Source organism: Microbacterium sp. E-13 (assembly GCF_049912955.1).
Classification (GTDB): domain Bacteria; phylum Actinomycetota; class Actinomycetes; order Actinomycetales; family Microbacteriaceae; genus Microbacterium.
Genome location: NZ_CP183973.1, coordinates 648,518 through 673,564, shown reverse-complemented (window position 1 = coordinate 673,564; position 25,047 = coordinate 648,518). Strand labels below are relative to the sequence as shown.

Annotated in this window: 22 protein-coding genes; 14 read left to right on the top strand and 8 right to left on the bottom strand. The window is 72.0% G+C overall.

What is annotated here, in order from left to right; translation table 11 throughout:
- The first annotated feature begins 35 nt into the window (after positions 1 to 35).
- The gene (locus ACN9MP_RS03080) at positions 36 to 2,261 is read left to right on the top strand and encodes a caspase family protein (RefSeq protein WP_426323847.1); all 2,226 of its coding nucleotides are present in this window, start codon (positions 36 to 38) and stop codon (positions 2,259 to 2,261) included.
- A 106-nt stretch (positions 2,262 to 2,367) separates the two neighbouring features.
- Here ACN9MP_RS03080 and ACN9MP_RS03075 read toward each other — a convergent pair whose 3' ends face one another.
- Both ACN9MP_RS03075 and ACN9MP_RS03070 read right to left on the bottom strand, forming a co-directional pair.
- Positions 2,368 to 4,098, bottom strand: a complete 1,731-nt coding sequence (locus ACN9MP_RS03075; RefSeq protein ID WP_426323846.1) for a 5-oxoprolinase/urea amidolyase family protein — start codon at positions 4,096 to 4,098, stop codon at positions 2,368 to 2,370.
- A gap of 97 nt (positions 4,099 to 4,195) precedes the next feature.
- Positions 4,196 to 4,951 (bottom strand): 5-oxoprolinase subunit PxpA, encoded by a 756-nt coding sequence (locus ACN9MP_RS03070; RefSeq protein WP_426323844.1) that lies wholly within the window; start codon positions 4,949 to 4,951, stop codon positions 4,196 to 4,198.
- A gap of 161 nt (positions 4,952 to 5,112) precedes the next feature.
- On the opposite strand from ACN9MP_RS03070, the gene ACN9MP_RS03065 reads away from it, so the two are divergent.
- The 3 genes from ACN9MP_RS03065 (at position 5,113) to ACN9MP_RS03055 (ending at position 7,148) form a co-directional block, all read left to right on the top strand.
- Entirely contained in the window at positions 5,113 to 5,976 is an 864-nt protein-coding gene (locus ACN9MP_RS03065; RefSeq protein ID WP_426323842.1) for a spermidine synthase, read from the top strand.
- A 108-nt stretch (positions 5,977 to 6,084) separates the two neighbouring features.
- Positions 6,085 to 6,612, top strand: coding sequence for a hypothetical protein (locus ACN9MP_RS03060; RefSeq protein WP_426323840.1), 528 nt, complete (start codon positions 6,085 to 6,087; stop codon positions 6,610 to 6,612).
- Between the two features lie 44 nt (positions 6,613 to 6,656).
- Positions 6,657 to 7,148, top strand: a complete 492-nt coding sequence (locus tag ACN9MP_RS03055) for a SprT-like domain-containing protein (protein ID WP_426323838.1) — start codon at positions 6,657 to 6,659, stop codon at positions 7,146 to 7,148.
- Between the two features lie 5 nt (positions 7,149 to 7,153).
- Here the strand turns inward: ACN9MP_RS03055 and ACN9MP_RS03050 are convergent, their stop codons facing one another.
- Positions 7,154 to 7,783, bottom strand: coding sequence for a 2-phosphosulfolactate phosphatase (locus ACN9MP_RS03050; RefSeq protein ID WP_426323836.1), 630 nt, complete (start codon positions 7,781 to 7,783; stop codon positions 7,154 to 7,156).
- Positions 7,784 to 7,961: 178 nt separating this feature from the next.
- On the opposite strand from ACN9MP_RS03050, the gene ACN9MP_RS03045 reads away from it, so the two are divergent.
- Positions 7,962 to 8,570, top strand: coding sequence for a hypothetical protein (locus tag ACN9MP_RS03045; protein ID WP_426323834.1), 609 nt, complete (start codon positions 7,962 to 7,964; stop codon positions 8,568 to 8,570).
- Here the strand turns inward: ACN9MP_RS03045 and ACN9MP_RS03040 are convergent.
- Positions 8,554 to 9,147, bottom strand: coding sequence for an NADPH-dependent FMN reductase (locus ACN9MP_RS03040; RefSeq protein WP_426323833.1), 594 nt, complete (start codon positions 9,145 to 9,147; stop codon positions 8,554 to 8,556). The two genes, ACN9MP_RS03045 and ACN9MP_RS03040, sit on opposite strands and share 17 nt — an antisense overlap.
- Before the next feature lie 134 nt (positions 9,148 to 9,281).
- Between ACN9MP_RS03040 and ACN9MP_RS03035 the strand changes: the two genes are divergently transcribed.
- Both ACN9MP_RS03035 and ACN9MP_RS03030 read left to right on the top strand, forming a co-directional pair.
- Positions 9,282 to 11,024, top strand: a complete 1,743-nt coding sequence (locus ACN9MP_RS03035) for a hypothetical protein (protein ID WP_426323831.1) — start codon at positions 9,282 to 9,284, stop codon at positions 11,022 to 11,024.
- Complete coding sequence (locus tag ACN9MP_RS03030; RefSeq protein WP_426323829.1) at positions 11,021 to 12,340, top strand: hypothetical protein; 1,320 nt, start codon at positions 11,021 to 11,023, stop codon at positions 12,338 to 12,340. The genes ACN9MP_RS03035 and ACN9MP_RS03030 overlap by 4 nt, the downstream gene beginning before the upstream one ends.
- A gap of 1,184 nt (positions 12,341 to 13,524) precedes the next feature.
- Here ACN9MP_RS03030 and ACN9MP_RS03025 read toward each other — a convergent pair.
- Complete coding sequence (locus ACN9MP_RS03025; protein WP_426323827.1) at positions 13,525 to 15,012, bottom strand: FtsX-like permease family protein; 1,488 nt, start codon at positions 15,010 to 15,012, stop codon at positions 13,525 to 13,527.
- Positions 15,009 to 15,800 (bottom strand): ABC transporter ATP-binding protein, encoded by a 792-nt coding sequence (locus ACN9MP_RS03020; RefSeq protein WP_426323826.1) that lies wholly within the window; start codon positions 15,798 to 15,800, stop codon positions 15,009 to 15,011. Before ACN9MP_RS03020 ends, ACN9MP_RS03025 begins: the two co-directional genes overlap by 4 nt.
- 251 nt (positions 15,801 to 16,051) lie before the next feature.
- Between ACN9MP_RS03020 and ACN9MP_RS03015 the strand changes: the two genes are divergently transcribed.
- The gene (locus ACN9MP_RS03015) at positions 16,052 to 16,741 is read left to right on the top strand and encodes a hemerythrin domain-containing protein (RefSeq protein ID WP_426323824.1); all 690 of its coding nucleotides are present in this window, start codon (positions 16,052 to 16,054) and stop codon (positions 16,739 to 16,741) included.
- Positions 16,742 to 16,752: 11 nt separating this feature from the next.
- On the opposite strand, the gene ACN9MP_RS03010 is transcribed toward ACN9MP_RS03015, so the two are convergent.
- Together ACN9MP_RS03010 and ACN9MP_RS03005 are read right to left on the bottom strand one after the other, a co-directional pair.
- Complete coding sequence (locus ACN9MP_RS03010) at positions 16,753 to 17,406, bottom strand: response regulator (protein WP_426326181.1); 654 nt, start codon at positions 17,404 to 17,406, stop codon at positions 16,753 to 16,755.
- Between the two features lie 61 nt (positions 17,407 to 17,467).
- Positions 17,468 to 18,655: a sensor histidine kinase gene (locus ACN9MP_RS03005; protein WP_426323822.1), complete on the bottom strand. Its 1,188-nt coding sequence runs from the start codon at positions 18,653 to 18,655 to the stop codon at positions 17,468 to 17,470.
- 292 nt (positions 18,656 to 18,947) lie between these two features.
- Between ACN9MP_RS03005 and ACN9MP_RS03000 the strand changes: the two genes are divergently transcribed.
- The 6 genes from ACN9MP_RS03000 to ACN9MP_RS02975 all read left to right on the top strand — a co-directional run bounded on the left by ACN9MP_RS03000 (position 18,948) and on the right by ACN9MP_RS02975 (position 25,046).
- Positions 18,948 to 19,796 (top strand): nitrilase-related carbon-nitrogen hydrolase, encoded by an 849-nt coding sequence (locus tag ACN9MP_RS03000; protein ID WP_426323820.1) that lies wholly within the window; start codon positions 18,948 to 18,950, stop codon positions 19,794 to 19,796.
- Between the two features lie 105 nt (positions 19,797 to 19,901).
- Entirely contained in the window at positions 19,902 to 21,344 is a 1,443-nt protein-coding gene (hydA, locus tag ACN9MP_RS02995; protein ID WP_426323818.1) for a dihydropyrimidinase, read from the top strand.
- A 22-nt stretch (positions 21,345 to 21,366) separates the two neighbouring features.
- Positions 21,367 to 22,386 (top strand): TIGR03842 family LLM class F420-dependent oxidoreductase, encoded by a 1,020-nt coding sequence (locus ACN9MP_RS02990; RefSeq protein WP_426323816.1) that lies wholly within the window; start codon positions 21,367 to 21,369, stop codon positions 22,384 to 22,386.
- Between the two features lie 40 nt (positions 22,387 to 22,426).
- Complete coding sequence (locus ACN9MP_RS02985) at positions 22,427 to 23,356, top strand: ABC transporter permease (protein ID WP_426323814.1); 930 nt, start codon at positions 22,427 to 22,429, stop codon at positions 23,354 to 23,356.
- Positions 23,353 to 24,207, top strand: coding sequence for an ABC transporter ATP-binding protein (locus ACN9MP_RS02980; protein ID WP_426323812.1), 855 nt, complete (start codon positions 23,353 to 23,355; stop codon positions 24,205 to 24,207). Before ACN9MP_RS02985 ends, ACN9MP_RS02980 begins: the two co-directional genes overlap by 4 nt.
- Positions 24,204 to 25,046, top strand: coding sequence for an ABC transporter permease (locus ACN9MP_RS02975; protein WP_426323810.1), 843 nt, complete (start codon positions 24,204 to 24,206; stop codon positions 25,044 to 25,046). The genes ACN9MP_RS02980 and ACN9MP_RS02975 overlap by 4 nt, the downstream gene beginning before the upstream one ends.
- The last annotated feature ends 1 nt before the right edge of the window (position 25,047 follow it).

Sequence of the window (25,047 nt, the reverse complement as noted above, 5' to 3'; positions counted from 1 at the left end):
CCAGAGAAGCCACCACCAGAGAAGGACGTGACACCATGGCCGACACCACCGCGACCGCCCGCGGCGCGACCCTTACCGCCGCCGAGCTGGCGGCGCTCCGAAAGCACGTCGTCCACACCGCCGACGGCCGGCTCGCGAAGACGGCGAGCGCGCGTCCGCGCACCGTGGAGGACTTCGGGACGACCGCCGACGATGTGCGACGCATGATCGACGTCGATCTCGCGGCGTTCGTCGACCAGCAGGGCCGCAAGGCGGCCGCCGGCCAGTCGCCGTCGCCCGTGCCGGTGCTGATCTGGGCGCACGGCGGCCTCACCGACAAGCCCGCGGGGCTGCAGACCGCCCAGCGCCAGGTGGGGTGGTGGAAGAAGAACGGCGTGTACCCGATCCACCTCGTGTGGGAGAGCGGCTTCAAGACCACCCTCGAGGACGTGCTCTCGGGCAAGGCGACCGGGAAGCGGGGCTTCACCGACCTCACCGACATCGCCGTCGAGGCGGCCGCGCGCGTGCTCGGCGGGCGCAAGTTCTGGGACGACATGAAGCTCGACTCCGCCGGCGCGTGCCTTCCGAGCGTGGGCGGCGGCGAGCCCGGCGGGGCGTTCGTGCTCGCCGCGGCGCTGCGCGAGTTCATGGCCGCCAACGCCGGCGCCGTCGAGCTGCACATCGCCGGCCACAGCGCGGGCTCGATCTACCACTCGCACTTCGTGCCCCGTCTTTTCGAGGGAGACGACGCGGTCGACAGTGTGAAGAGCGTCACCTTCCTCGCGCCCGCGGTGCGGGTCGACACCTTCGAGGCGACGCTGCTGCCCCTCGCGGAGGCGGGCAGGATCGAGAACCTCTCGATCTTCACGATGGACGAGACCCACGAGAAGCGCGACAACACCGGGAAGGTCTACCGCAAGTCCCTGCTGTACCTCGTCTCGCGGGCTTTCGAGGCGGAGAAGGATGCCGGCATCCTCGGCCTCGAGGAGCACCTGCGTCGCTCGGGCCGCACCATGGCCTACCTCGGCGACGCCGGCGAGCGGCTCGTGCTCGGTCCCGTCACCCGTGGTCGCCGGAGCAGCACGCAGGCGACGTCGCACGGCGACTTCGACAACGACGTCGAGACGATGATGAGTCTCGCGCGGCGGGTCGTCGGCGTGCCCGACAGCGACGAGCCCGACCGTGTCGCGGCGTTCCCGTCGCGGGCCCGCGAGATCGGCGAGTTCACGCCCGCGCCGCGTCCGGAACCGGTCGGCGCCCGCGGCGCCGAGCCGAAGAAGCTGGCCCTCTGCATCGGCATCGACGCGTACCCGCGCGACCCGCTGAGCGGGTGCGTCGCCGACGCCGAGTCCTGGGCGAAGGCGTTCCGCGAGGCAGGCTTCCAGGTGGAATCGATCCACAATGCGGACGCCACGCGCGACCGCATCCTGCGGGCGATGCTCGACAAGGTGTCGTCGGCGCGCGACGGCGACATCGTGGCGATCCAGTTCGCCGGTCACGGCACGTTCGTGCCCGATCTCGACGGCGACGAGACCGACGAGTTCGGCCCGAAGGACGAGGCCCTGTGCCCGGTCGACTTCCGCGACGGCCAGTTGATCATCGACGACGACCTCGGCGCCATCTGGGACGCCATCCCCGAAGGCGTCTCGGTCACACTCTTCTTCGACTCGTGCCACTCCGGGTCGGTGAACCGCGAGATCACGGTCGGCGAGTTCGAGGAGCGGAGGATCCCCGCCGGCGCGAAGCCCCGGATGACAGTGCTGAGCGCCGAAGAGGAGGCCGCGTTCCGTGAGGAGCGAGCAGCCTCTCCCGAGGACGAGTTCCGCACGGCCGCCTGGAAGCGGGTCGTGGAGGTCGAGACCGATCGCGCCGCTGCGCCGCGCGCGCAGCGCGTCGACGGACGCGAGGTGCTCATCAGTGCCTGCCAGCCCGACCAGGTCGCCCTCGAGACGAACGGGCACGGCGTGTTCACCAGCGCCGCGATCACCGTGCTCGGCAAGAGCCCGACGCTGACCAACAGCGAGTTCGTGGCCGCCGTGGTCGACATCCTCGACGACACCTACGAGCAGCGGCCGATGCTGTCGGCCGCGGAAGCCCTGATCGGGCGCGGCCTGCTGACGTCGGCCCGAGACGCGGTGCCCGCACCGGCGACGGCGATCGCGGCTGCCGCTGCGGCCGTCGGAGGTAACGGCCACCGCTCGCCCGACGAGCTCCGCACCGCGGCCATCGTGGCGATCCTGCGGGCGACCGCCGACCTGCTGGAGGCCGGCACCGGCGACTGACGGCCGCCGTTCCGGCCGACCAGAGGAGATCTGCGCAGGAGCGGGCCGTTCGGGGCGTTCCCTCCACTCTTGCGCAGATCCGCTCGAGTCCGCCGCGCGCACACGTTCAGCCCGTGGGCCGCGCGTGGCGGAAACGGATGCGCGTGCCCGGCCGGGCCTGAGCGACCAGGTCGAGCGCAGCATCCGTCACCACCGCGATGACGGGATAGCCGCCCGTGACCGGGCCGTCTGCGAGGAGGATGGTCGGCCGGCCGCTCGGCGGAACCTGCAGCGCGCCGGGGACCATGCCCTCGCTCGCGAGCTCACCGGTGCGCACGCGGGTGAGCTCCGGGCCGTCGAGCCGCGCGCCGACGCGATCGGCCCGGTTCGAGACCGTCCACACGGTGTCGAAGAGCGTGCCGAGCGCGTCGGGCGCGAACCAGTCGGCGCGCGGTCCAGGAGCGAGCTCCAGGTCGAGCTCGTCGTCGTGCGGGGCGCCCCACGCGCCGGGGGGAGCGACAGGAATAGGAGCCACCGCCTCGTCGCGGAGCGCCACGGTGTCTCCGGCGCGCAGCGCGGCCGGTCCGAGCCCGGCGAGCAGATCCGTCGCGCGGGAGCCGAGAGCCGGCCGGCCGTCGAGACCGCCGCGCACGGCGACGTACCCGCGCGCGCCGTGGGCGAACCAGTCGATATGCAGCTCGGTGCCCGCGCGCCAGAGGTGCGCCTCGTAGGGGTCCATCTCGTGCCCGTCGAGCCGCACCGTTCCCCACGCGCCGGTGACCGCGACCCACAGGTCGGAGCCGGCCAGGGCACGGAACCCGCCCATGGTCACCTCGATGCCCGCAGCGCCCTCCGGGTTGCCGAGCAGCCGGTTCGCCGTGCGGAGGGCCGTGCGGTCGAGCGCACCCGACACGGCGACGCCGACGGATGCCGCACCCCCGCGCCCGAGATCCTGCACGGTCGCCAGGAGTCCCGGTTCGATGATGCGGATGCTCCGCCCCGGCGACGCGGCCGGTGCGAGGTTGCGGATGCCCGGCCCCGGCGTCGCGGCGGGCGCGAGATCAGGAGATGAGGCGAAGGCAGGACGATTTGGCCCAGACTCTCCTGCTTTCGCCAGATCGCCTGATTTCGCGGGGGACGCCGCGGGAGCCGAAGCGTCTGGAGCGGATGCTGCGGCCCGCGCCACAGCGACCACCGGGGTTGCGAGATCTCCTGACGCGGCGACGGTCCCGCCGGTGACGGGCCGGAAGCGCACGCGCGTGCCGGGTGCGAGCAGGGCGGGGGACGCGGCATCCGCGTCGAAGAGCCGGGCGCCGGTCGTGCCGATGAGCCGCCAGCCGCCGGGGGTCTCGCGCGGATAGGCCCCCGCGAAGACGCCGGCGAGCCCGACCGCCCCGGCCGGCACGCGCGTGCGGGGCGACTCCAGACGGGGGACGTCGAACGGCCAGTCGTCGCTCATCAGATAGCCGAAGCCGGGCGCGAATCCGGTGAACGCGACGCGCCACTCCGCCGCGGCGTGGCGACGCACCAGCTCGTCGGGGGCGACCCTCAGGAGGCGCGCCGTGTCGTCCAGGTCCGCTCCGTCGTAGACGATGTCGAGCTCGACGAGCGGGCCGGACGCCCTCGCGCCGGGCGAAGCCTCCGCTGCGGCGGCGAGCGCCCAGGTCCGCGCGGACGAGAGCGGCAGCATCCGTGGATCGATCCGCACCAGCACGGTCCTCGCGGCCGGCACCAGATCGACGACGCCGTCCGGCCGGGTGGCGGCGAGCGCCGCATGCAGTGGCAGCACGTCCTCGAGCGCGGCGACCTCGAGGAGGAACGCGCGCTCCCCCATCGGTCGCACTCGCGGCGTCAGCATCCGTTCGTCCCCCGGCGGCGGGCCCCCCGGCTGTCGCGCGTGCCTCGGCTTCCGCCGGTCCCTCGGCTGTCCCGCGTCCCTCGGCTCCCGCCCTCCCTCACCACGGCGCTCGCACCTCCACGCGCGCGGCGTCGAGCGCGGCGCGCACCGCGCGGGCCATGTCGACGGCGGCGGGCGAGTCGCCGTGGACGCACAGCGACGCGGCATCCGCCCGCACCAGTGAGCCGTCGACCGCCTCCACCACGCCCTCACGCGCGAGCCGCACCGCTCGCGCCGCGACGAGATCCGGGTCGTCCAGCAGCGCGCCCGGCTGCGTGCGCGGCACGAGCGAGCCGTCGGGCAGATAGCCGCGGTCGAGGAACGCCTCGTGCACGAAAGGAAGACCGGCGGATGCCGCGGCCTCCCCGATCGCGCCGGGGAGGCCGAGCACCGGCAGGGGACGACCGAGCCGCTCCGCGAGGTCGGCGATCGCGCGGGCCACGGCGTCGGCCTGCACCCGGTCGGCGGAGACCGCGTGATAGAGCGCACCGTGAGGCTTCACGTAGCGGAGGTCGGCGCCCGCGGCCACGAGGTCGTCGAGCTGCCCGGCGACGGCGGCCGCGAGGTCGGCCGGGCCCATCGCGACGGCGACCCGGCCGAAATTCGCGCGGTCGGGGTACGAGGGGTGGGCGCCCACCGCCACCCCGAACCGCGCCGCCCGCGCGACCGACGCGCGCATGGACGCGGCATCCCCCGCGTGCCCGCCGCACGCGACGCTGGCGCTCGAGATGACGGCGAACATCGCCTCATCGTCGGCCGTCGGCACACCGTCGACGGTCTCGCCGAGGTCCGCGTTGAGGTCGATCGTCGCCATGGATCCACGGTACTGCTGAGCCGCGAGGCAGGTCCGGCTGCAGAACTCCACGGGCATGCGCGCGACTGCGCGTCGCCGGGGCTGGATCCGCTGCTCGGGTGCCGATTCCGTGGAGTTCTGCCGCACCCGCCGCGAGCAGCGGGCGCGGCTAACGTGGGGGCATGGCACGCGCGCGGGACGAGGCATCCGTTCCCGCCGTCCGGCTCTCGGACGGCACTCTCGCCCGCGTCGTGCGCTCGCCCTTCGGGGGCGGGTGGGAACTCGACGTGGACGGCACCCCGCAGTCGCACGTCGACCTCGACGATCCCACCCACCTGCACTTCGAGTACGTGGCGCGAATGGGCGCCGTGATCGACCGGCTGAAGCTGCCGGGGCAGCCGCTGACGGCGATCCACCTCGGTGCGGGCGCGCTCACGATCCCGCGGTACATCCAGGCGACGCGGCCCGGGTCCCGGCAGCAGGTGGTCGAGCTCGAGGCGGCGCTGTGGGACCTCGTGCGCGAGAACCTGCCACTTCCCCGCGGGGCGCAGATCCGCGTGCGGATCGGCGACGCCCGCGAGACCCTCGCGCGCCTTCCCGCCGGCCTCGTCGGGGCCGCCGACCTCGTCGTGTCGGACGTCTACTCCGGCGCCCAGACGCCCGCACATCTCACGACCGTCGAGTTCTTCACCGAGGCGGCGCGCTTCCTCGCGCCCGACGGCGTGCTGCTCGTCAACGTCGCCGACGGCGCCGGCCTGGCTTTCGCCCGCCGCGAGGTCGCGACCGTGCAGGCGGTGCTCGAGAACGTCATCGTGCTCGCCGAGGTGCAGACGCTCAAGGGCCGCCGCTTCGGCAACCTGGTGATCGCGGCGTCGCGTGCACGCCTGCCGACGGAGTGGCTGCCGCGCCTGATGGCCGCCGGCCCGCACCCCGCCAAGGTCGCCGAGGGCCGCGAGCTCGACGAGTTCGCCCGCGGCGCCCGAATCGCCACGGACGCCGATGCGACCCCCTCCCCCCGGCCGTCGGCATCCGTCTTCACCCGCTGACCCGGCTTCGTCGCAGAGCGGATGCCTCGACCCGGCGTGGCACGTCCGCCGCCCGCGAGACCACAAGGCACACTGGAAGGGCCACCGGCGCGGCGAAGGGAGTCAGACGTGAGCTACATCCGCGGGTACGATCCCGACACTCTCCGCGAACAGGTGAATCCGAGCGAGTGCAAGGAGCGCCTCGAGGAGATCGGCGAGCAGCGCAGCCTCCCGGCCCTGCTCGAGCGCGTGTGGCTGTTGAAGGTGCTGGACCGGACCGAGGACGCCCTCGTGATCTCCGAGCAGTCGGTGCGCGTCGCGCGCATGGCGGGCACCCGCAAGGACCTGCTTCGCGCCCGCATCCTGCACGCCACCGTGCTGCAGGCGCGCGGTGCGTACGCCGCCGCCGAGCAGGAGCTCACCACGTGTGCCGAGGAGGCCGAGGGGCAGGGCTGGGCCGGCATCGGCGCGTTCGCGTACCAGCACCGGGGCAAGGTGAACTTCGACACGGGCGACTACGAGGCGGCCCGCAAGGACTTCAAGCGCGCCTTGTTCCTGCGGCAGGAGTCCGGTGCCAGCGAGGACCAGCTCGAGTCGACGCTCCTGGCCATCGACGCCGCCGACCGGCGCCGGGCCGCGGCATCCGTGGCCAGCTGACTCCGCTTCCGCGGAGTGTCGGAGATATGTTCTAGTCTCACCACATGTCGGAACTGCATCGCGTGCGGCACTGGGCCGAAGCCCTCCTCGCCGCTCACCTCGACCCCTCATGGACCTTCGCGTTCGACAACGCCAAGCGCCGTGCGGGACTCTGCGACTACACGCGAAGACGCATCAGCGTCTCGCGGTATCTCGCGGCGCGCTACGACGATGACACCAACCATCAGACACTGCTGCACGAGGTGGCGCACGCCCTCGCGGGACCCCGCGCCGGGCACGGCCCGCGGTGGAGGGCCGTGGCGCGTGACCTGGGGTACGTCGGCGGCACCACTCACGGCGGCGAGACGGCGACCGAGCTGGCGCCCTGGATCGGCGTCTGCCCGGCGGGGCACGTCGCGTACCGCCATCGCAGGGCGACGCGTCCGACCTCGTGCGCGAGGTGCGCGCGCGAGTTCGACGAGCGGTTCCTCTTCACCTGGACGCACCGTGAGATCACTCGTGCCACGCGCCTTGCGGCGATGACCCCGCGCGACTGAGGGGCTCAGTAGGCGACGAAGGCGCCGCCTCGCAGCACCGGGACGACGGATGCCGCGTCCAAGGCCGCGGCGTTCAGCACCTCATCGCGCGCGCCCCGGTCGAGCTGCTGCCGGCCGGATCCGCTGGCGGTGAGGAGGTGACGCAGCGCGCCGCGCAGGCCACGGAACGCCTCGCAGGCCGCAGCCGCCTCCGGTGAGGTGTGGTCGATGCCGAGGCTTCCGAGGGCGTCGATGACAGCGCCGGCACCCAGCTGGTCTTCCACGGCGAACCGCACCGACTGCCCCTCCGGTCGGGGCGCCTGTGCGAGAGCGCCCGCCGCGATGACGGCGATGCTCGTGCGTTCGGCTCGGCGATGTTGCACGTCCAGCACGGCCTTCGCCGTCGCCCCGGCGTTTCGCAGGCAGCCGAGCAGCACCACGGCACCGGTGGCGGAAGCGGCCTCGGCGATCGCCGAGCCGCCGGTGCCGCCCGGCGCAGCGGACGGCGGCGAGTCGAGGGCATCCGTCACCATCGTCGAAAGTCCCAGCACGTCGACGATGACGACGACGTCGGCGGGCGCGAGGCGCTCGAGTCCCTCGATCCCCCAGTCGTGGCGGACCTGGTACCGGTGCTGGTCGAACGGGCTCTCGGGCATCCGTCCAGCGTAAGCGGGCGGCGCACCGGGCCGCGGGGATCGTATGGTCTCGCCGAATTCACACGTCGTCGACGCGCACGACGTGTCATCTCGGCGACAGCACACGATGCACGCAGCGCAACGAGTCGCCCGGCGCAACCCCCGCCCGCGCGCACGCGCGGGTGCGACACTGGAGCGCATGCGGATCCTGCTGAAGTTCGTGATCGACTGCGACCCCGCGGCCGCGTGGCGGGCGGTGCACTCGCCCCGCGCCGTCGCCGAACTCTACGGCCCGTTGATGGACCTCGCGCCGCTCGTGCCGAATGGCCTGCCGACGTCGTGGACCCCCGGCGACGATGTGCCGGTGCAGCTGTCGGCCTTCGGGGCGCTGCCGATGGGGCGCCAGCTCATCCACGTCAGCGAGCGGTCCGTCGACGAGGCCGGGGGGCGCGTGCGGATCTTCCGTGACAGCGGCATCCCGCTCACCGGCCCCCTGGCGAGCCTCGACGTCTGGGACCACCAGATGGCCGTCTCGCCGGCGCCCGGACAGCCGGGCAAGACCCTGTGGCGCGACCGCCTGGTGATTGACGGGCCGACGGCTCCGCTGCTGTGGCCGGTGCTGTGGGGCGTGTGGCAGTGGCGCGCCGCGCGGGTGCGCGCCCTGGCGCCGACGTGGGCGCACGACCCCGGGCTCTCCGCCGGCGCGGACGGCGACGCGCAGACGGCGGGTGGCGACCCCGCCCTCGAAGACGAGAGGAAGACGGATGCCTCGGCCGAGGCATCCGTCCCCGTCACTCCTGCGGAATGACGGTCAGAACGCGCGCGGTGTATTCGAGGAACTTGCGCATGAAGCCGCGGAGGAACTCCTCGGTGTCGGCGTCGGTCACCCGTGCGTCGTCGTCGATGAGGCCGGGCGTGACCTGCACGTAGGCCTCGGGCGAGGTCATCTGCCGGGCGTTCAGGTAGCTCAGCGTGCTGCGCAGCGTCTGCTGACCGACGGCGGTGCCGATCTTGCCCGGCGAACCGCCGATGACCCCGGTCGGCTTGTCTTCCCACGCGTTGTCGCCGTAGGGGCGGCTGCCCCAGTCGATCGCGTTCTTGAGCGGACCGGGGATGGATCGGTTGTACTCCGGCGTCACGAACAGTACGGCGTCGGCCGATGCCACCGCGGCCTTGAAGTCGATCGCGACCTGCGGATAGTCGCCGTCACGATCGCGGTTGTACAGCGGCAGGTCGGCGTAGGTGATCTCGAAGAACTCGAGCTCCCGCGGCGCCAGCCGCTGCAGCGCCTGCGCCAGACGGCGGTTGATGGACTCGCGCGACAGGCTGCCGATGATGATCCCGACGCGGTAGGGCGGTTCGTGCTCAACGATGTCGATCTGCATGCCGCGAGCATGCGCCTGCGCCCGGACGACCGGCGACCCCCTTGCGCGAACGCGGCCGGGGTATCACACGCGCGCGGCGACCCCTCTTCCCCCGCGAGGGAAGTCGCTGCAATCTGGGAGCCAGGGGGTGTGCCATGGCCGATGGTGTCGAGTACGCCGAGCCCGCCGACGAGCCCCGCACGCACGTGACGCTCCGGCTCATCGCGCAGGACCCGGCGGTGAGCGGCGACGACGGACACATCCTCACCGCCAAGGTCAAAGTGCCGTGGTCGCGCATGGAGGACGGCCCTCGCGGCGCCCGGCTGCACGTCGTCGACTACGACACCGCGACCGGCCGGTACGTCAAGCACGCCCCTCTGGGGAAGGAGGATCTGTTCGCGGATGCCTCCGACGACGTGCTGCGGACGGACCTGGCCTTCCACGCCCAGCACGTCTACGCGACCGCGGCGCGCACGCTGGCCACCTTCGAGACGGCTCTCGGCCGGCGGCTGCCGTGGGGGTTCCGCAGCCACCAGCTGTTCCTGGTCCCCCATGCGTTCGCCGAGGCGAACGCGTACTACTCCTCCGAGGACCGTGCGCTGCTGTTCGGCTACGTGCCCCCAGTCGACCCGCGCGGCGAGGCGGTGTACACCTGCCTGAGTCACGACGTCGTCGTGCACGAGACCACCCACGCGGTGCTCGACGGTCTGCGCCGGCGCTTCCTCGAGCCGAGCCTCCCCGACCAGGCCGCGTTCCACGAAGGATTCGCCGACATCGTCGCCCTCCTCTCGGTGTTCTCGATGCCCCCGGTCATCGAGCAGGCGCTCGGCCGGCCCGACAAGAGCGGACGCATTCCCCGCAGTCGCGTGGAGCCCCAGGCGCTGCGCGAGAACATGCTCGCCCGCGTCGCCGAGCAGATCGGCAGCGTGCTCACGCAGGGACGCGGGGCGCTGCGCCAGTCGGCGCTCAACCCTCCCCCGGAGGACTGGGCCAGGCTGCCGGAGTTCGTCGAGCCGCATCGGCGTGGCGAGGTGCTGGTCGCGATCGCCTTCGACCTCCTCATCGAGATCTGGTACAAGCGGCTTCAGGCGCTCTTCTCGCGTCCGAACGGCGAGCTGGGCAACGGCAAAGGCGTCACGGTCGACCGCTCGCGAGCCGCCGAGGAGGGGGCGAAGGCGGCGACGCAGCTGCTCACGATGCTCATCCGGGGCCTCGACTACCTGCCGCCGGTCGAGTTCGACTTCGGCGACCTCCTCAACGCGGTGCTGCTGGCCGACCATGAGGTGGTGCCCGACGACGACCTCGGCTACCGCACACTGCTCGTCGACGGATTCGCGCGTGCCGGCATCCAGCCGACCTCCGACCGCGTCACCGACGTGCTCGAGTCCGAGCTCCCGCCCCGCTACCTCGGGATCAACTTCGCCGGGCTCCGCAGCGATCGGGACGAGGTCTTCCGGTTCCTCTGGCAGAACGCGCGGCGGCTCGACGTGTCGACGGACTACTACACGGTGATCGAATCGGTGCTGCCGACGCAGCGGATCGGGCCGGACGGCCTGATCGTGCCGGAGTCGGTGGCCACTTACGTGCAGATGGCCGACATGACGGCCCGCGAGTTCACCGACGAGTCGGGTCTCCAGCTGTCCCCCGTCATCGATCCGCAGACGCCGGTGCAGCTGTTCGGCGGCGGAACGCTGATCTTCGACCAGTTCGGCCGGCTGAAGCTGCACATCCACAAGCGCCTCGACGACTGGCGCCGTCAGCAGCGGCGGCTCGACCACCTCGCGCGCACGGGGCGCCATGACTCCGCTGCCCGGCTGGGCTGGTCCGACCTCGCCGCGCGTGGGCAGACCTTCGCCGAGCTGCATCGCACGGTGCTGAACTCCGGGGAGTCGTGGTGAGCACCCCGGTTCGCCTGCGCCTGCGCATGTACCAGGTCGGCTTCGGCGACTGCTTCCTGCTATCGGTCGAGTACGACGGACCGCTCCCGGACGGCCGCGCCGAGCGGCACATCCTCATCGACTACGGCACGAGCCATTCGCCCCGCGAGGGCATGGCGCGCGGGCGGATGGGCGACGTGGCGGCGCTGATCGAGAAGCACACCGGCGGCAAGCTCGACGTGCTCGTCGTGACGCACCGGCACCGGGATCACCTGCGCGGCTTCGAGGTCGCCGCCGGCGGCACGATCATGAAGAAGCTCGCCCCGAACCTCGTGCTGCGGTCGTGGACCGAGGACCCGCGGCTGTCGGCGACCGCCGACGGGCCCGACGGTCCGGGCGCCGGCCCCGCCGTACCCGACGGGCTCACCCGTGCATCGGTGCGCTACGCCGCCCTCCTCTCGCAGGCGCAGGATCACGTCTCGCGGCTGACGTCGCTGGTGGGCCTCGACGACGACGTGCGGGCCGCCGCGGAGGATCAGCTCAAGAACGCCGACGCGGTGGCTCTCCTCGACGAGCTGTCGAGAGACGGCCGCGGCCGCTACCTCTACGCGGGCGCCGAATCCGGCCTCGAGGACGTCGTCCCGGGCCTGCGCGCTTCGGTGCTCGGCCCGCCGACCGTCGACCAGGACCCGCGTGTGGCGAAGCAGCGGGAGGACGACCCGGAGTACTGGCTCACGGCTCTGGGCGCGTCGCTGCGCGTGGTGGGGTCGGCCGCGGACGCCGACGACCGGCCGCCCATCACCCACGGGCCCGGCCCGGTGCGGTGGCTGATCGACCGGCTCGCGCAACAGCGCTCCCACTCGGCCGCCCGGCTCGTGCGAGACCTCGATGACGCGCTCAACAACACCAGCGTCATCCTTCTCCTCGAGGTGGGCGGACTCTCCCTGCTCTTCCCGGGCGACGCCCAGATAGAGAACTGGCGGCACACGCTCGAACGGCTGCCGGACGAGCCCGAGCTGCGCGACCGCCTCGCCCGCATCGACCTCTACAAGGTCGGCCATCACGGCAGCCGCAACGCGACGCCGCGGTCGCTGCACGCGCTGTGGGCGGCGCGCCCGGCGGATCGCCCGCGGATGGCGGCCGTCATGTCGACGCGGCAGGGCGTCCACGGCGAAGACGACGGCGCCGTCCCCCAGGAGCAGCTGGTCACCGCCCTGCGCCAGGTCGCCGACCTCTATTCGACCGACGACCTGTCGGGCGGAGAGGAGTGGCTCGAACTCGTGGCCGATGCCGCGCGCGGCCCCTTCCGTCCGGTGCCCGTGCCGAAGAACGACTGAACGGATGCCGCGCCGCAAGCCCTGCGCCGCGGCATCCGGATCGATCGAAGTGTCCACAGTGGTCGCCTCGCCTCCCCCTTGGCGACCACCCCTGCCACCTTCGAGACTGCCGCCCGCGCGAAGGTGGCAGATCGCGTCGCGTCGCGTGCGCCATGGCGACCACACCCGCCCCCTTCGCGACTGCGGCCCCGCGCAGGTGGCAGATCGCGTCGCGCCGCGTGCGCCATCGCGACCGCACCCGCCCCTTCGCGACTGCGGCCCCGCGAAGGTGGCACCTCGCGTCCAGCCCGCCGATGCGAGCACACCTGCCACCTTCATGACACCCCCCGCGCGAAGGTGGCAGATCGCGTCGCGTCGCGTGCGCCATGGCGACCCCACCTGCCACCTTCGAGACCCCCGCGCCAAGGTGGCAGGTCGTGTCGCGTCGCGTGCGCCATGCCGACCACACCTGCCACCTTCATGACACCGCCCAGCGCGAAGGTGGCAGATCGCGTCGCGTCGCGCGCGCCATGGCGACCACACCTGCCACCTTCGAGACCCCCGCGCCAAGGTGGCAGATCGCGTCGCGTGCGCCGATGCGACCACACCCGCCCCCTTCATGCCCCCCCCCCCCGCGCGAAGGTGGCAGATCGCGTCGCGTCGCGCGCGCCGATGCGACCACACCTGCCACCTTCGAGACCCCCCGCGCGAAGGTGGCAGATCGCGTCGCGTGCGCCATGGCGACCACACCCGCCCCCTTCATGCCCCCCCGCGCCAAGGTGGCAGGTCGTGTCGCGTCGCGTGCGCCGATGCGACCACACCTGCCACCTTCGAGACCCCCGCGCCAAGGTGGCAGATCGCGTCGCGTGCGCCATGCCGACCACACCCGCCCCCTTCGAAACCCCCCGCGCGAAGGTGGCAGATCGCGTCGCGTGCGCCATGGCGACCACACCCGCCCCCTTGGCGACTGCGGCCCCGCGCCAAGGTGGCAGATCGTGTCGCGTCGCGTGCGCCATGGCGACCCCACCTGCCACCTTCATGACCCCCCCCGCGCGAAGGTGGCAGATCGCGTCGCGTCGCGCTCGCCGATGCGACCACACCTGCCACCTCCGCCGGGATTCCGTGGCCCGCGCGCCTCGTGTCGGGTGGAACGGATGCCGCGGCGCGAAGCCCTGCGCCGCGGCATCCGGATCGAGGGCGAGGGCTCAGTCGGCGAGCGCCTCGACCGGCGCGACCCCCGTCGCCAGCCGGGTCGGCACCACCGCCGCGACGAGCGTGAGCACCGCCGTGGCCGCCACGATGATCGCGACCGGGATCCACGGCACGGCCGGCGCGACGAAGGTGGGCGCGGAGAACGACGGCGGAACGGGGACCGACCCCAGCAAGGACTGGGCGCCCGCCCATCCGTAGGCGACGCCCAGCACGAGCCCCGTGACGGTGGCCGTGATCGTGATGTGCGCGGCCTCGAGCAGCACCATGCGTCGCACCTGGCCCGTCGACACTCCGAGCGCCCGCAGCAGCCCGAGCTCTCGCCGGCGCTGCACCACCCCGATCGTGAGCAGGTTCACCAGCCCGACGGCCGCGATCACGGCCGAGACGGCGACGAGACCCATCATGATGCCGGCGAACGTGTCGAGGAGCGTCGTCAGATCCTCGGGGGCGTCGCCGCCGGCCGAGGCCGTGAGCACCGCCTTCACCGTCTCGAGGGCGACCGCGAACATCGTCACGAGGGTGACGCCCATCACCACGCCGATCGCCATGCGGCTGGAGCGCTCCGGATAGCGCAGGGCGTTCTCGGAAGCCAGTCGTGCCGTCGCGGACGACCCGAACATCCGGCCGACGAGCCGCAGCACCGGCGGCATGACGAGCGTGGACCCCAGCGCGAGGCCGGTGAACGAGAAGACACCGCCGAAGAAGGCGACCACCACCCCGAGCGGGGTGAGGAGGCCCAGCGCGATGCCGGCCGCGAGCAGCGCGCCGCCGATCGCGAACAGCGCGATGGCGGCGCCGTTGCGTCCCCGCTTGCCCGCGAGCGCGTCGTGGGATGCCTCGACCGAGCCGCCGAGCGCCTGCAGGGGCGTCACGGTCAGCACGCGTCGCGACCCCGCCCATGCGGCCGCCCACGTCGTGACGGCGACGACCGCGGCGGGGATCGCGAGCATCGGCTGCACCACGAGGTAGTCGGCGCCCTCGATGCCCAGCAGCTGCGTCGCGGCCACGACGCCGGCCCACGAGACGAGCGTTCCGCCGACGAGCCCTGCCGTCGCGCCGATGACGCCGACGATGAGTCCCTGCCGGGCCACCTCCGAGCGCTGCGACCGGGCCGTCGCGCCGATGAGGCGCAGCAGAGCGATCCGCCGCGTGCGGCCGGCGATGACGGTGGCGAACGTGTTGGCGGTGACGATCGCCGCGACGTAGACCGCGACGCCGATGAGCAGGAAGCTCATGATCACGAGCACCGCGGCGAGGGTACCGCTGTCGCCGATGTACGGGTCCGCGCGCAGCACGGCGGCGATGAACCCCGTCGCGTTCAGGAGGATCCCGCCGAACGCGCTCGAGATCGCCGCGACCAGGATGCTGGCACCCATCCCCCGCTCACGGAGCCAGCCGAGCGACGCAGAAGCGCCGGAACCCGATCCGGCGGCCGCGGGCCGAGGCATCCGCTCGGTCCCCGTCTGTGCCACGGCGCTCATGACGCCACCGTCTCGGCCGCGGCGGCGCCGGCACCCAGCTCGGAGGCCAGCATGTACGCCGAGATCTCCTCGGCGCTCTGGCGCGGCTTGTCGGCGACGATGCGGCCATCGCCGAGGAACAGCACCCGGTCGGCGTGAGACGCCGCGACCGGGTCGTGAGTCACCATCGCGATCGACTGCCCGTGCTCGCGGGTGGCCGCCGCGAGCAGCGACAGCACCTCGCGGCCCGATCGCGAGTCGAGGTTTCCGGTGGGTTCGTCGGCGAAGACGAGGTCGGGCGCGGTGGCCAGCGCGCGGGCGATCGCGACGCGCTGCTGCTGACCGCCCGACAGTTCGTGCGGCCGGTGGTTCAGGCGGCTCGCGAGCCCGAGACGCTCGATCAGTCCGTCGATGCGCGCCCGCTCGAGGGTCGTCGGCCGCCGGCCGTCGAGATCGAAGGGCAGCAGGATGTTCCCCCGTGCGTCGAGGGTGGGCACCAGATTGAACGCCTGGAACACGAACCCCACGCGGCGGCGCCGCAGGATCGTCAGCTCGAGGTCGGAGAGCCCCGTGATGTCGGTGTCGCCGATCCAGGCCCGGCCGGACGAGGGCGCGTCGAGTCCCGCCATGATGTGCATCAGCGTCGACTTGCCCGACCCCGAGGGTCCCATGATCGCGGTGAACTCGCCGCGACGGATGCCCACGCTCACACCATCGAGTGCGTGCACCGCGCTCTCGCCGCTGCCGTAGGTCTTGGTGAGTTGCTGCACCCGGGCGGCGAGCCCCAGGTCGGTCGATGTCAGTTCCATGCCTCCGACGGTATGAACCTGCCGGTGTCGCGCGCGTCGGTCTGCCGAGGCATCCGCCGTACATCTCGAGGATGATCCTCCTCCCTCCATCCCTCTTCGGTCGCCACAGGTGTACGCCGATCCGTCGTTCCGGCGTACATCTGTGGCGAACGAACGGGGTGGTGACGAGCGGGGCGGTGGACGGATGCCTCTGGCACAGCGTGCGCGCGGGGTCTAGGGTTCCCGCAGACCCACGACGACGAGGAGACGCGATGCCCGCAACGCCCCTGCCGCCCAGCGGAGACCTGCCCGGCGGCCCCAAGACGTGCGATGCGAGCGGGATGGCCGAGATCCACCGCCTGTTCACGCGCGGGTTCGGCGAGGGCCCCGAGCTGGTCCGCCGCGTGAGGGAGGGCGACTCCGCACATGCGGACGTCGTCGCGACGCAGCTCGAGACGCTGTCGCTCGGGCTGCACGCCCACCACGAAGGCGAGGACGAACGTCTGTGGCCCGCGCTCGACGAGCGTGCCCCCTCGTGCGCCGCGCACGTCGAGCGGATGAAGGCCCAGCACGCCGCGCTGCTCGTGCACCTCACGGCGCTCGACCGCGCGCTTCCGGCGTGGCGGTCTTCGGCGACGGCGGCGGATGCCGGGCCCGTGCTCTCCGCCCTCGCCGGCGTCAACGAGGCGATGGCCGTCCACCTGCCCGACGAGGAGGCCAACATCGTGCCGGTCATGGAGTACACGATCACCGAGCCCGAGATCGAGTGGTTCTCCGAGCACGGCCGCCGGTCCATCCCGAAGGGCCAGACGTGGCAGCAGCTGGGCGAGATCCTGGCCGCCCAGCCCGACGGCGGCGGCGAGTGGCTCCGCAAGCACATGCCCGCGCCCGGGCGCCTCGCCTGGCGCCTCATCGGCCGCCGCAGGTACGCCGCGCACCGTGCCGCTCTCGAGGGGCGCTGAGCGGCGCCGCCTCAGGCCAGGCCGTGCTCGAAGGCGAAGACCACGAGCTGCACGCGGTCGCGCAGGCCGAGCTTGGTCAGGATGCGGCTGATGTGCGTCTTCACCGTGGCCTCCGACAGGAACTCCCGTGCCGCGATCTCGCCGTTCGACAGGCCCCTCGCGGCGAGGGCGAAGATCTCGCGCTCGCGCTCGGTGAGCTCCTCGTAGGCGGGCGGCACCGGCCGGGGCACAGCATCCGTGAATCGCTCGAAGAGCTCGCGGGTGGCGGATGCTGCGATCACGGCGGATCCGGCATGCACGGTGCGGATCGCTGCGAGGAGGAACTCGGGGTCGGCGTCCTTGAGAAGGAACCCGCTCGCGCCCTGGCGGATCGCGCGCGCTGCGGCCTCGTCGAGGTCGAACGTCGTGAGCATCACGATGCGCGGGGACGGCAGCCCCGGCTCAGGTGCGTCGGCGAGCAGCTCCGCGGTGGCGGCGAGGCCGTCCATGACGGGCATGCGGATGTCCATGAGCACGACGTCGGGCCGGGACTGCCGGACGGCGGCGACGCCCTCCCGGCCGTCGGATGCCTCGGCCACGACCTCGAGGTCGGGCTGCGAGTCGACCAGCATGCGGATGCCGGCGCGGAACAGCCCCTGGTCGTCGACGAGCGCGACGCGGATCACCCCCGTCCCCCTTCCGTGGTCCACTTCTTCCCCTTCAGGTCCTGGGGCGCGGCGGGCCCGTTCATGCGGGATCCCCGATCGGGAGGCGCGCGCGCACGGTGAACACCGCGGCCTCTTCGGTGGCGTCCAGTCCGCCCCCAGCGAGCTGCGCGCGCTCGCGCATGCCGATCACGCCGTGACCGACCCTCGCCGGCGCCGGCGCGCCGGGCTCGACCGGGTTGCGCACCTCGACGTCGACGTGGTCGGGCAGCCACGCCAGCCGCACGTCCACGGCGCCGCCGGGGGCGCCGTGCCGCAGGGCGTTCGTGAGCGCCTCCTGGAGGATGCGGTACACCGCAAGCTGCACGGCGGCGGGCGGCTCGCCCTGCGCCGCCGGGTCGACGTCGACGCGTAGCTGTACGCCGGCGGTGCGCACCTGCGCGTACAGCTCCTCGAGGTCGGCGATCGTCGGCTGCGGTCCGTCGCCCTGACGGTGCCGCAACTGCCCGAGGAGGAGCCGCACATCGGCGAGCGCCGACCGCGCCGTGGTCGAGATCGTGGCGAGGGCACCGGCGGCGACGGCCGGATCCGCTGCGGCCGCGTACCGCGCTCCGTCGGCCTGCGCGATGACGACCGCGAGCGAGTGGGCGACGACGTCGTGCATGTCACGCGCGATGCGCACGCGCTCCTGCTCGGCGGCGGTCTCGGCCTCGGCGCGCTGCTGCGCGTCGCGATTCTCTCGCGCGCGCACCGCCGTGCGCACCAGCGCGCCGATCGTCCACGACAGGCCGAGGGCGAAGGCGGCGGCGACCAGCATGACGAGCGCGAGCGGCAGCGTCTGCCAGCTGAGACCCCCGGCGTACATCGGCCCGGCCGTGAGGTACACCGTGATGACGAGCGCACCCACCAGCGCCGAGGCGAAGCCCGCCCAGTACACCGTGCGTGAGCCGTAAGCCGCGGTGGCGTACAGCACGCCGAAGATCGCGACATCGGCGAAGCCCGGCGGCCGCCCGAGGCTCATCTGCGCGAGCGCTCCCACCCAGGCGATGACGAGCGCGAGCGCGGGCGACAGGCGGCGCAGGGCGAGCGCCCCGCTGAACAGGCCCGCGATGACCAGTCCGGCGAGGACGCTGCCGAGCGATCCGAGGCGGTACTCGAACCCGAGCGCACCGGTGACGGTGATCGTCTCGATCGGCCAGGCGATCACGAAGAACCCGACCGCCACGATCACGTCGACCACGATCTGGGACGTCTTCAGGCGGCGGAACACCCGTTCACGCTACGGGAAGGCCGGGGCGGCAGCATCCGTCCCGGGATGTATCCGGATGCTGCGGCATCAGCCCTGCGCTGTACCCGGGCGCGCAGAGCCCGCGGGGCGAGCCTCGGTGAAAGGTCTGCTGGGCCGACCATTGCGCCGTCGGGAGCGAGGCTTTACTGTCGCGTCACAGGCCGAAACCGGCGGGAAACGTCGGGTCGACAGGATCGGGGTGCGGGGGCGCCCTGGCGACCCGACCCCCGCCGGTCGGAGCCTCAGGGATCCAGCCAAGGACGGACGGAGAACCATGACGACGGTACGCGCGGCGATTTCGCAGACCACTTGGACGGGCGACAAGGAGTCGATGCTCGACAAGCACGAGGGGTTCGCGCGGGACGCCGCGGCCCAGGGTGCGCAGGTGGTGTGCTTCCAGGAGCTGTTCTACGGCCCCTACTTCGGGATCACGCAGGACAAGAAGTACTACCGCTTCGCGGAGTCGGCGGAAGGGCCGATCGTCCAGCGCTTCGCAGCCCTGGCGAAGGAGCTCGGGATCGTCACGGTTCTGCCGATCTACGAGGAGGCCGAGACCGGCGTGTACTACAACACGGCGGTGCTCGTCGACGCCGACGGAACGATCCTGGGCAAGTACCGCAAGCACCACCTGCCGCATCTCGACCGGTTCTGGGAGAAGTTCTACTTCCGGCCCGGCAACCTCGGGTACCCGGTGTTCGAGACGGCCGTCGGCCGGGTCGGCATGTACATCTGCTACGACCGCCACTTCCCCGAGGGCTGGCGCGAGCTCGGCCTCAACGACGCTCACATCGTCTTCAACCCGAACGCCACGAAGCCCGGCCTGTCGAACCGGCTCTGGGAGGTCGAGGGGCCCGCCGCGGCGGTCGCCAACGGCTACTTCGTGCTGCAGCCGAACCGGGTCGGGCGCGAGGACAACGAGTACGGCGACCTCGCCGTCGACTTCTACGGCACGAGCCAGGTGATCGACCCGCGCGGCAACTTCGTCGGCGAGCGCGGCTCGGGCGACAGCGAGGAGCTGCTCGTGCGCGACCTCGACATGAACATGGTGCTCGAGATGCGCGACGACTGGCAGTTCTACCGCGACCGCCGGCCCGACTCGTACACGAAGATCGCGAAGCCGTGATGCCCCTGAGCCCTCTCGCCGCCTGCTCCCCTGTCACGAAGTGCTGTCGAGGGCGACAGTCGGCGACAGGCGAGCAGGGGGCCTCGAAGAAGGAAGTGATCTGACATGGCGACCACACTCATCAAGGGCGGCACCGTCGTCTCGGCGACCGGGCGCGGCGAAGCGGACGTGCTCATCGACGGCGAGACCATCGCGGCGGTGCTCGCGCCGGGCTCGCAGCTTCTCGGCACGGATGTCGCGGCATCCGTCGACACCGTCATCGACGCCTCCGGCAAGTACGTGATCCCGGGCGGCATCGACGCGCACACCCACATGGAGCTGCCCTTCGGCGGCACCAGCGCGTCGGACACGTTCGAGACCGGCACCCGCGCGGCGGCATGGGGCGGCACGACGTCGATCATCGACTTCGCGGTGCAGCGCTACGGCGAGCGCGTGCAGGACGGCCTCGCCGCCTGGCACGAGAAGGCGGCGGGCAACTGCGCCGTCGACTACGGCTTCCACCAGATCATCGGCGGCGTCGACGACGAGTCGCTCGCCGCGATGCGCGGCCTCGTCGACGAGGGCGTCTCGAGTTTCAAGCTCTTCATGGCCTACCCCGGTGTCTTCTACTCCGACGACGCGCAGGTTCTGAAAGCCATGCAGGTGTCGCAGGAGACCGGCCTGCTCACGATGATGCACGCCGAGAACGGGCCGGCGATCGACGTGCTGGCGGCGCAACTGGCGGAGGCGGGCAAGAAGGCGCCGTACTACCACGGCATCGCCCGCGCGTGGCAGATGGAGGAGGAGGCCACGCACCGCGCGATCATGCTGGCGAACCTCACCGGCGCGCCGCTGTACGTCGTGCATGTCTCGGCGAAGCAGGCCGTCGACCAGCTGGCGTGGGCGCGCGACCAGGGCTGGAACGTCTTCGGCGAGACGTGCCCGCAGTACCTGTACCTCTCGCTCGAAGAGCAGCTGGGCGCTTTCAGCGAGGAGTGGGGCCAGTTCGAGGGCGCGAAGTGGGTGTGCTCCACTCCGCTGCGCAGTCGTGACGACGGCCACCAGCACCACATGTGGCAGGCGCTGCGCACCAACGACATCCAGATGGTCTCGACCGATCACTGCCCGTTCTGCATGAAGGGCCAGAAGGACCTCGGGCTCGATGACTTCCGGGCGATCCCCAACGGCATCGGCTCGGTCGAGCACCGCATGGACCTCATGTACCAGGGAGTCGTGACCGGCAAGATCACGCTGGAGCGCTGGGTCGAGCTCACCTCGACCACGCCCGCGCGCATGTTCGGCCTGTACGGCAGGAAGGGAGTGATCCAGCCGGGCGCCGACGGCGACGTCGTGGTCTACGACCCGAACGGGCACACGTCCATCGGGCTCGGCGAGGGTCGAACCCACCACATGAACATGGACCACTCGGCGTGGGAGGGCTACGAGATCGACGGGCACGTCGACACGGTGATCTCCCGCGGCAAGGTCGTGGTCGACGGTGGCGAGTACCTCGGCGCCAAGGGCGACGGCCGATTCCTCAAGCGCGGCCTCTCGCAGTACCTGATCTGAAGAAAGAGAGGGGTGAGCGCTGATGGATTTCGGTGTCGTCCTGCAGACCAACCCGCCCGCCGCTCGCACGGTGCAGCTCGCCAAGCTCGCCGAGGCGCACGGATTCAGCCATGTGTGGACCTTCGACTCGCACCTGCTGTGGGAGGAGCCGTACGTCATCCATTCGGCGATCCTCGCCGAGACCACGCGCGTGACCGTGGGGCCGTTCGTCACGAACCCCGCGACGAGGGACTGGACGGTCACGGCATCCGTCTTCGCCAGCCTCAACGAGATGTACGGCAACCGGACCATCTGCGGCATCGGCCGCGGCGACTCGGCCGTCAGGGTCACGAACGGCAGGCCCACGACGATGGCCGAGCTGCGGGAGTCCATCCACGTGATCCGCGAGCTCGCCAACTCACGGCCGGTCGAGTACAAGGGCTCGACGCTCCAGTTCCCCTGGAGCCGCGGTTCCGCCCTCGAGGTGTGGGTGGCCGCGTACGGTCCGATGGCGCTGAAGCTCACCGGCGAGGTGGGCGACGGCTTCATCCTGCAGCTCGCGGACGTCGACATCGCCGCGTGGATGATCAGAACGGTGAAGGATGCCGCGGCCGCCGCCGGCCGCGACCCCGAGTCCCTGTCATTCTGCGTGGCGGCGCCGATGTACATCGGCGACGACTGGGAGCACATGCGCGAGCAGTGCCGCTGGTTCGGGGGCATGGTCGGAAATCACGTGGCCGACATCGTCGCCAAGTACGGCCACCACGGCGAAGGCGTGCCGGAGGCGCTCACCGACTACATCGAGCGGCGCCAGGGGTACGACTACAACACGCACGGCAAGGCCGACAACGACCACGTCGACTTCGTTCCGGACGAGATCGTCGACCGCTTCTGCATCCTCGGCACCGCGAAAGAGCACATCGACAAGCTCGAGCGGCTGCGCGAGCTCGGCGTCACCCAGTTCGCCGGCTACCTGCAGCACGACAACAAGGAGGAGACCCTCCGGGTCTACGGCGAGACGGTCATCCCGGCCCTCCAGACCCACGTGACGGCCAAGGCCTGAGCGTCACGACGCGCGGGGGAGACGGGATGAGGGGAACAGGATGAGGCCCATCGGCTGGTCTGCCCGCAGACAGGGCGAGCTCCGCGGCTGGATCGCCGCGGGCTGGGGCGCGCTGGGCGTGCTCGCCGTCCTGGTGCTGTGGGAGCTGTACAAGTTCCTGGGGCCGAGCGAGGGAATCGTGGTCGGCGCCGTGCCCGGCGAGTCGGGCTCCGGGGTCATGATCCTTCCCCGCACGCACGACCGCGCCATGCCGCACGTCTGGGACATGGCGGCCCGGCTGTTCGCGCCGACGAGCGGCGGCGACACCCCGCCGCTGTGGGTGTCGGTGGCCGGCGCCGCGCTGCTGACCCTCGGGATCGCCGCGGTCGGCTGGCTGATCGGCGTGACCGTCGGTGCGGTGCTCGGGCTCGTGATGCAGCGGTGGCGTCTGCTCGAATGGGGACTCCTCCCCTGGATCGTGGTGAGCCAGATCGTGCCGCTCATCGCCTTCGCGCCGGTGGTGAACGCCATCGGCAACCAGATCGACCGCGGTGGCGGAAGCTGGCCGCAGTGGCTGTCGGTCGCGGTCATCGCCTCGTACCTCGCCTTCTTCCCCGTCGCGGTCGGCGTTCTTCGGGGCCTGGCGTCACCCGACCGCATCCATCTCGACCTCATGACCAGCTACGCCGCCGGGTACTGGCCGACGCTCTTGCGGCTCCGGCTGCCCGCCGCGGTGCCGCACCTGCTTCCGGCGCTGCGGCTGGCCGCCGCGAACGCGGTGCTCGGCGCGGTCGTCGCCGAGGTCTCGATCGGCATGCGCGGCGGCATCGGCCGCATGCTCATCCAGCTCGCCGGCCAGGCATCTTCGGACCCCGCCGCCCCGTGGGGTCCGACGTTCGGCTCCATCGCGCTCGGCCTCATCGCCGCGGGCTCGGTCGCGCTCATCGGGCTCGGACTCGCCAACTACCGCAGAGGAGAAGCGACCGCATGACGACCAGACCGGCTGCCCCTCGACAAGCTCGGGGACCGAAGGGAGAAGGCCGGGCGCCGGACGCGGCGTGGGCGGTGCACGCCACCGGCGTCGGCAAGGTGTTCCCGACGAAGACCGGAGAGGTCATCGCGCTGACCGACGTGGAGCTCGAGGTCGCCGCCGGCGAGTTCGTGTCGCTGATCGGCCCGTCGGGCTGCGGCAAGTCGACGCTCCTGCGCCTGATCGCCGACCTCGACCAGGCGACGACCGGCACGCTCGAGATCTTCGGCAAGCCCGCCAAGCGCGCGCGGATCGACCAGGACTACGGCATCGCCTTCCAGCAGGCGGGTCTCCTGCCGTGGCGCACCGTGGCCGCCAACATCGGACTCCCCCTAGAGCTCCATGGCGCCGGCAGATCCGAGCGGACCTCGAGGGTGGCCGAGCTGGCCGAGCTCGTCGGTCTCACCGAGTTCATCGACCGCTACCCCGACCAGCTCTCCGGCGGCATGCAGCAGCGCGTGGCGATCGCCCGCGCTCTCGCGGCCCGTCCGAAGCTCCTGCTCATGGACGAGCCGTTCGGGGCCCTCGACGAGATGACGCGCGAGCGCCTGCAGTCGGAGCTCACGCGCATCGCGGCCGAGACGTCGGCGGCGGTCGTGTTCGTGACGCACTCGATCCCCGAGGCCGTCTTCCTCTCCGACCGCGTCGTCGTGATGAGCCCGCGCCCCGGCCGGATCACCGACGTGATCGAGACCTCGCTCGGCGACGTGCGCGACGAGGCCCTGCGCGAGTCACCGCAGTTCTTCGATCGCGTGACCGCCGTCCGCGAGGCGCTTCACGGCGCGCCGGTGAAGAGAGCGGGCGAATCATGACGGATGCCCTCACCTCGACGACCCTGGACACCCCGGCCGAGCCGGGGGGCGGGCGGCAGCGGCCGGCGCCCGGCGAGCGCGAGCTGCCCGGGTGGCTGCGGTGGGTGGCGCCCATCGTCGTGGGCGTCGTCATCCTCGCGCTGTGGATCTTCTGGGTCGACGTGCTGGGCACCGCCCCCCGCATGCTGCCGAGCCCGATCGCGATCGCCGAGGAGTTCGTGAGGCGCTTCCCCATCATCGTGCGCGCCATGTCGGTCACGGCGACGAACGCCCTCGTCGGTCTCGTCGCCGGATCGGTCCTCGCGGTGCTGTTCGCCGGTCTGGCGGCTGCCGCGAAGCCGGTCGACGGCATGCTCGCCCCGCTGGTGTCGGCGCTCGCCGTCATCCCGATCGTCGCGATCACCCCGATCCTCAACACGATGTTCGGCGCGTCGAGCCAGTTCGGCCGCCAGGCGGTGGCCACCATCGCCGCCTTCATCCCGGTGTTCGTCAACGTGCTGCGCGGCCTCCGTCAGACCCGCCCCGTGCACCGCGACCTGCTGCGTTCGTCGGCGGCCTCGGGCTGGCAGACGTTCCGGGTGCTGACGCTTCCCACCGCCCTGCCGTACCTCATGACGGGCCTGCGCATCGCGAGCTCGCTCGCCGTGATCGCCGCACTGGTGGCCGAGTACTTCGGAGGCCCCGCCGACGGCATCGGCACCGCGATCGCCACGTACGCGAAATCCGGCCGCGCCGCGCTCGCCTGGGCGTACGTGCTGGGCGGAATCCTCATCGGCCTCGTGTTCTTCCTCGTGACCTCGCTGCTCGAGCGGCTGGCGACGAGGCGGTCGCCGGTCTGAG

Excerpts from the sequence above, each read along its gene's own strand:
- ACN9MP_RS03080 (WP_426323847.1), top strand. The coding sequence starts at position 36 with ATGGCCGACACCACCGCGACCGCCCGCGGCGCGACCCTTACCGCCGCC.
- ACN9MP_RS03075 (WP_426323846.1), bottom strand. The coding sequence starts at position 4,098 with ATGCTGACGCCGCGAGTGCGACCGATGGGGGAGCGCGCGTTCCTCCTC.
- ACN9MP_RS03070 (WP_426323844.1), bottom strand. The coding sequence starts at position 4,951 with ATGGCGACGATCGACCTCAACGCGGACCTCGGCGAGACCGTCGACGGT.
- ACN9MP_RS03065 (WP_426323842.1), top strand. The coding sequence starts at position 5,113 with ATGGCACGCGCGCGGGACGAGGCATCCGTTCCCGCCGTCCGGCTCTCG.
- ACN9MP_RS03055 (WP_426323838.1), top strand. The coding sequence starts at position 6,657 with ATGTCGGAACTGCATCGCGTGCGGCACTGGGCCGAAGCCCTCCTCGCC.
- ACN9MP_RS03050 (WP_426323836.1), bottom strand. The coding sequence starts at position 7,783 with ATGCCCGAGAGCCCGTTCGACCAGCACCGGTACCAGGTCCGCCACGAC.
- ACN9MP_RS03045 (WP_426323834.1), top strand. The coding sequence starts at position 7,962 with ATGCGGATCCTGCTGAAGTTCGTGATCGACTGCGACCCCGCGGCCGCG.
- ACN9MP_RS03040 (WP_426323833.1), bottom strand. The coding sequence starts at position 9,147 with ATGCAGATCGACATCGTTGAGCACGAACCGCCCTACCGCGTCGGGATC.
- ACN9MP_RS03035 (WP_426323831.1), top strand. The coding sequence starts at position 9,282 with ATGGCCGATGGTGTCGAGTACGCCGAGCCCGCCGACGAGCCCCGCACG.
- ACN9MP_RS03025 (WP_426323827.1), bottom strand. The coding sequence starts at position 15,012 with ATGAGCGCCGTGGCACAGACGGGGACCGAGCGGATGCCTCGGCCCGCG.
- ACN9MP_RS03020 (WP_426323826.1), bottom strand. The coding sequence starts at position 15,800 with ATGGAACTGACATCGACCGACCTGGGGCTCGCCGCCCGGGTGCAGCAA.
- ACN9MP_RS03015 (WP_426323824.1), top strand. The coding sequence starts at position 16,052 with ATGCCCGCAACGCCCCTGCCGCCCAGCGGAGACCTGCCCGGCGGCCCC.
- ACN9MP_RS03000 (WP_426323820.1), top strand. The coding sequence starts at position 18,948 with ATGACGACGGTACGCGCGGCGATTTCGCAGACCACTTGGACGGGCGAC.
- hydA (WP_426323818.1), top strand. The coding sequence starts at position 19,902 with ATGGCGACCACACTCATCAAGGGCGGCACCGTCGTCTCGGCGACCGGG.
- ACN9MP_RS02990 (WP_426323816.1), top strand. The coding sequence starts at position 21,367 with ATGGATTTCGGTGTCGTCCTGCAGACCAACCCGCCCGCCGCTCGCACG.
- ACN9MP_RS02985 (WP_426323814.1), top strand. The coding sequence starts at position 22,427 with ATGAGGCCCATCGGCTGGTCTGCCCGCAGACAGGGCGAGCTCCGCGGC.
- ACN9MP_RS02980 (WP_426323812.1), top strand. The coding sequence starts at position 23,353 with ATGACGACCAGACCGGCTGCCCCTCGACAAGCTCGGGGACCGAAGGGA.
- ACN9MP_RS02975 (WP_426323810.1), top strand. The coding sequence starts at position 24,204 with ATGACGGATGCCCTCACCTCGACGACCCTGGACACCCCGGCCGAGCCG.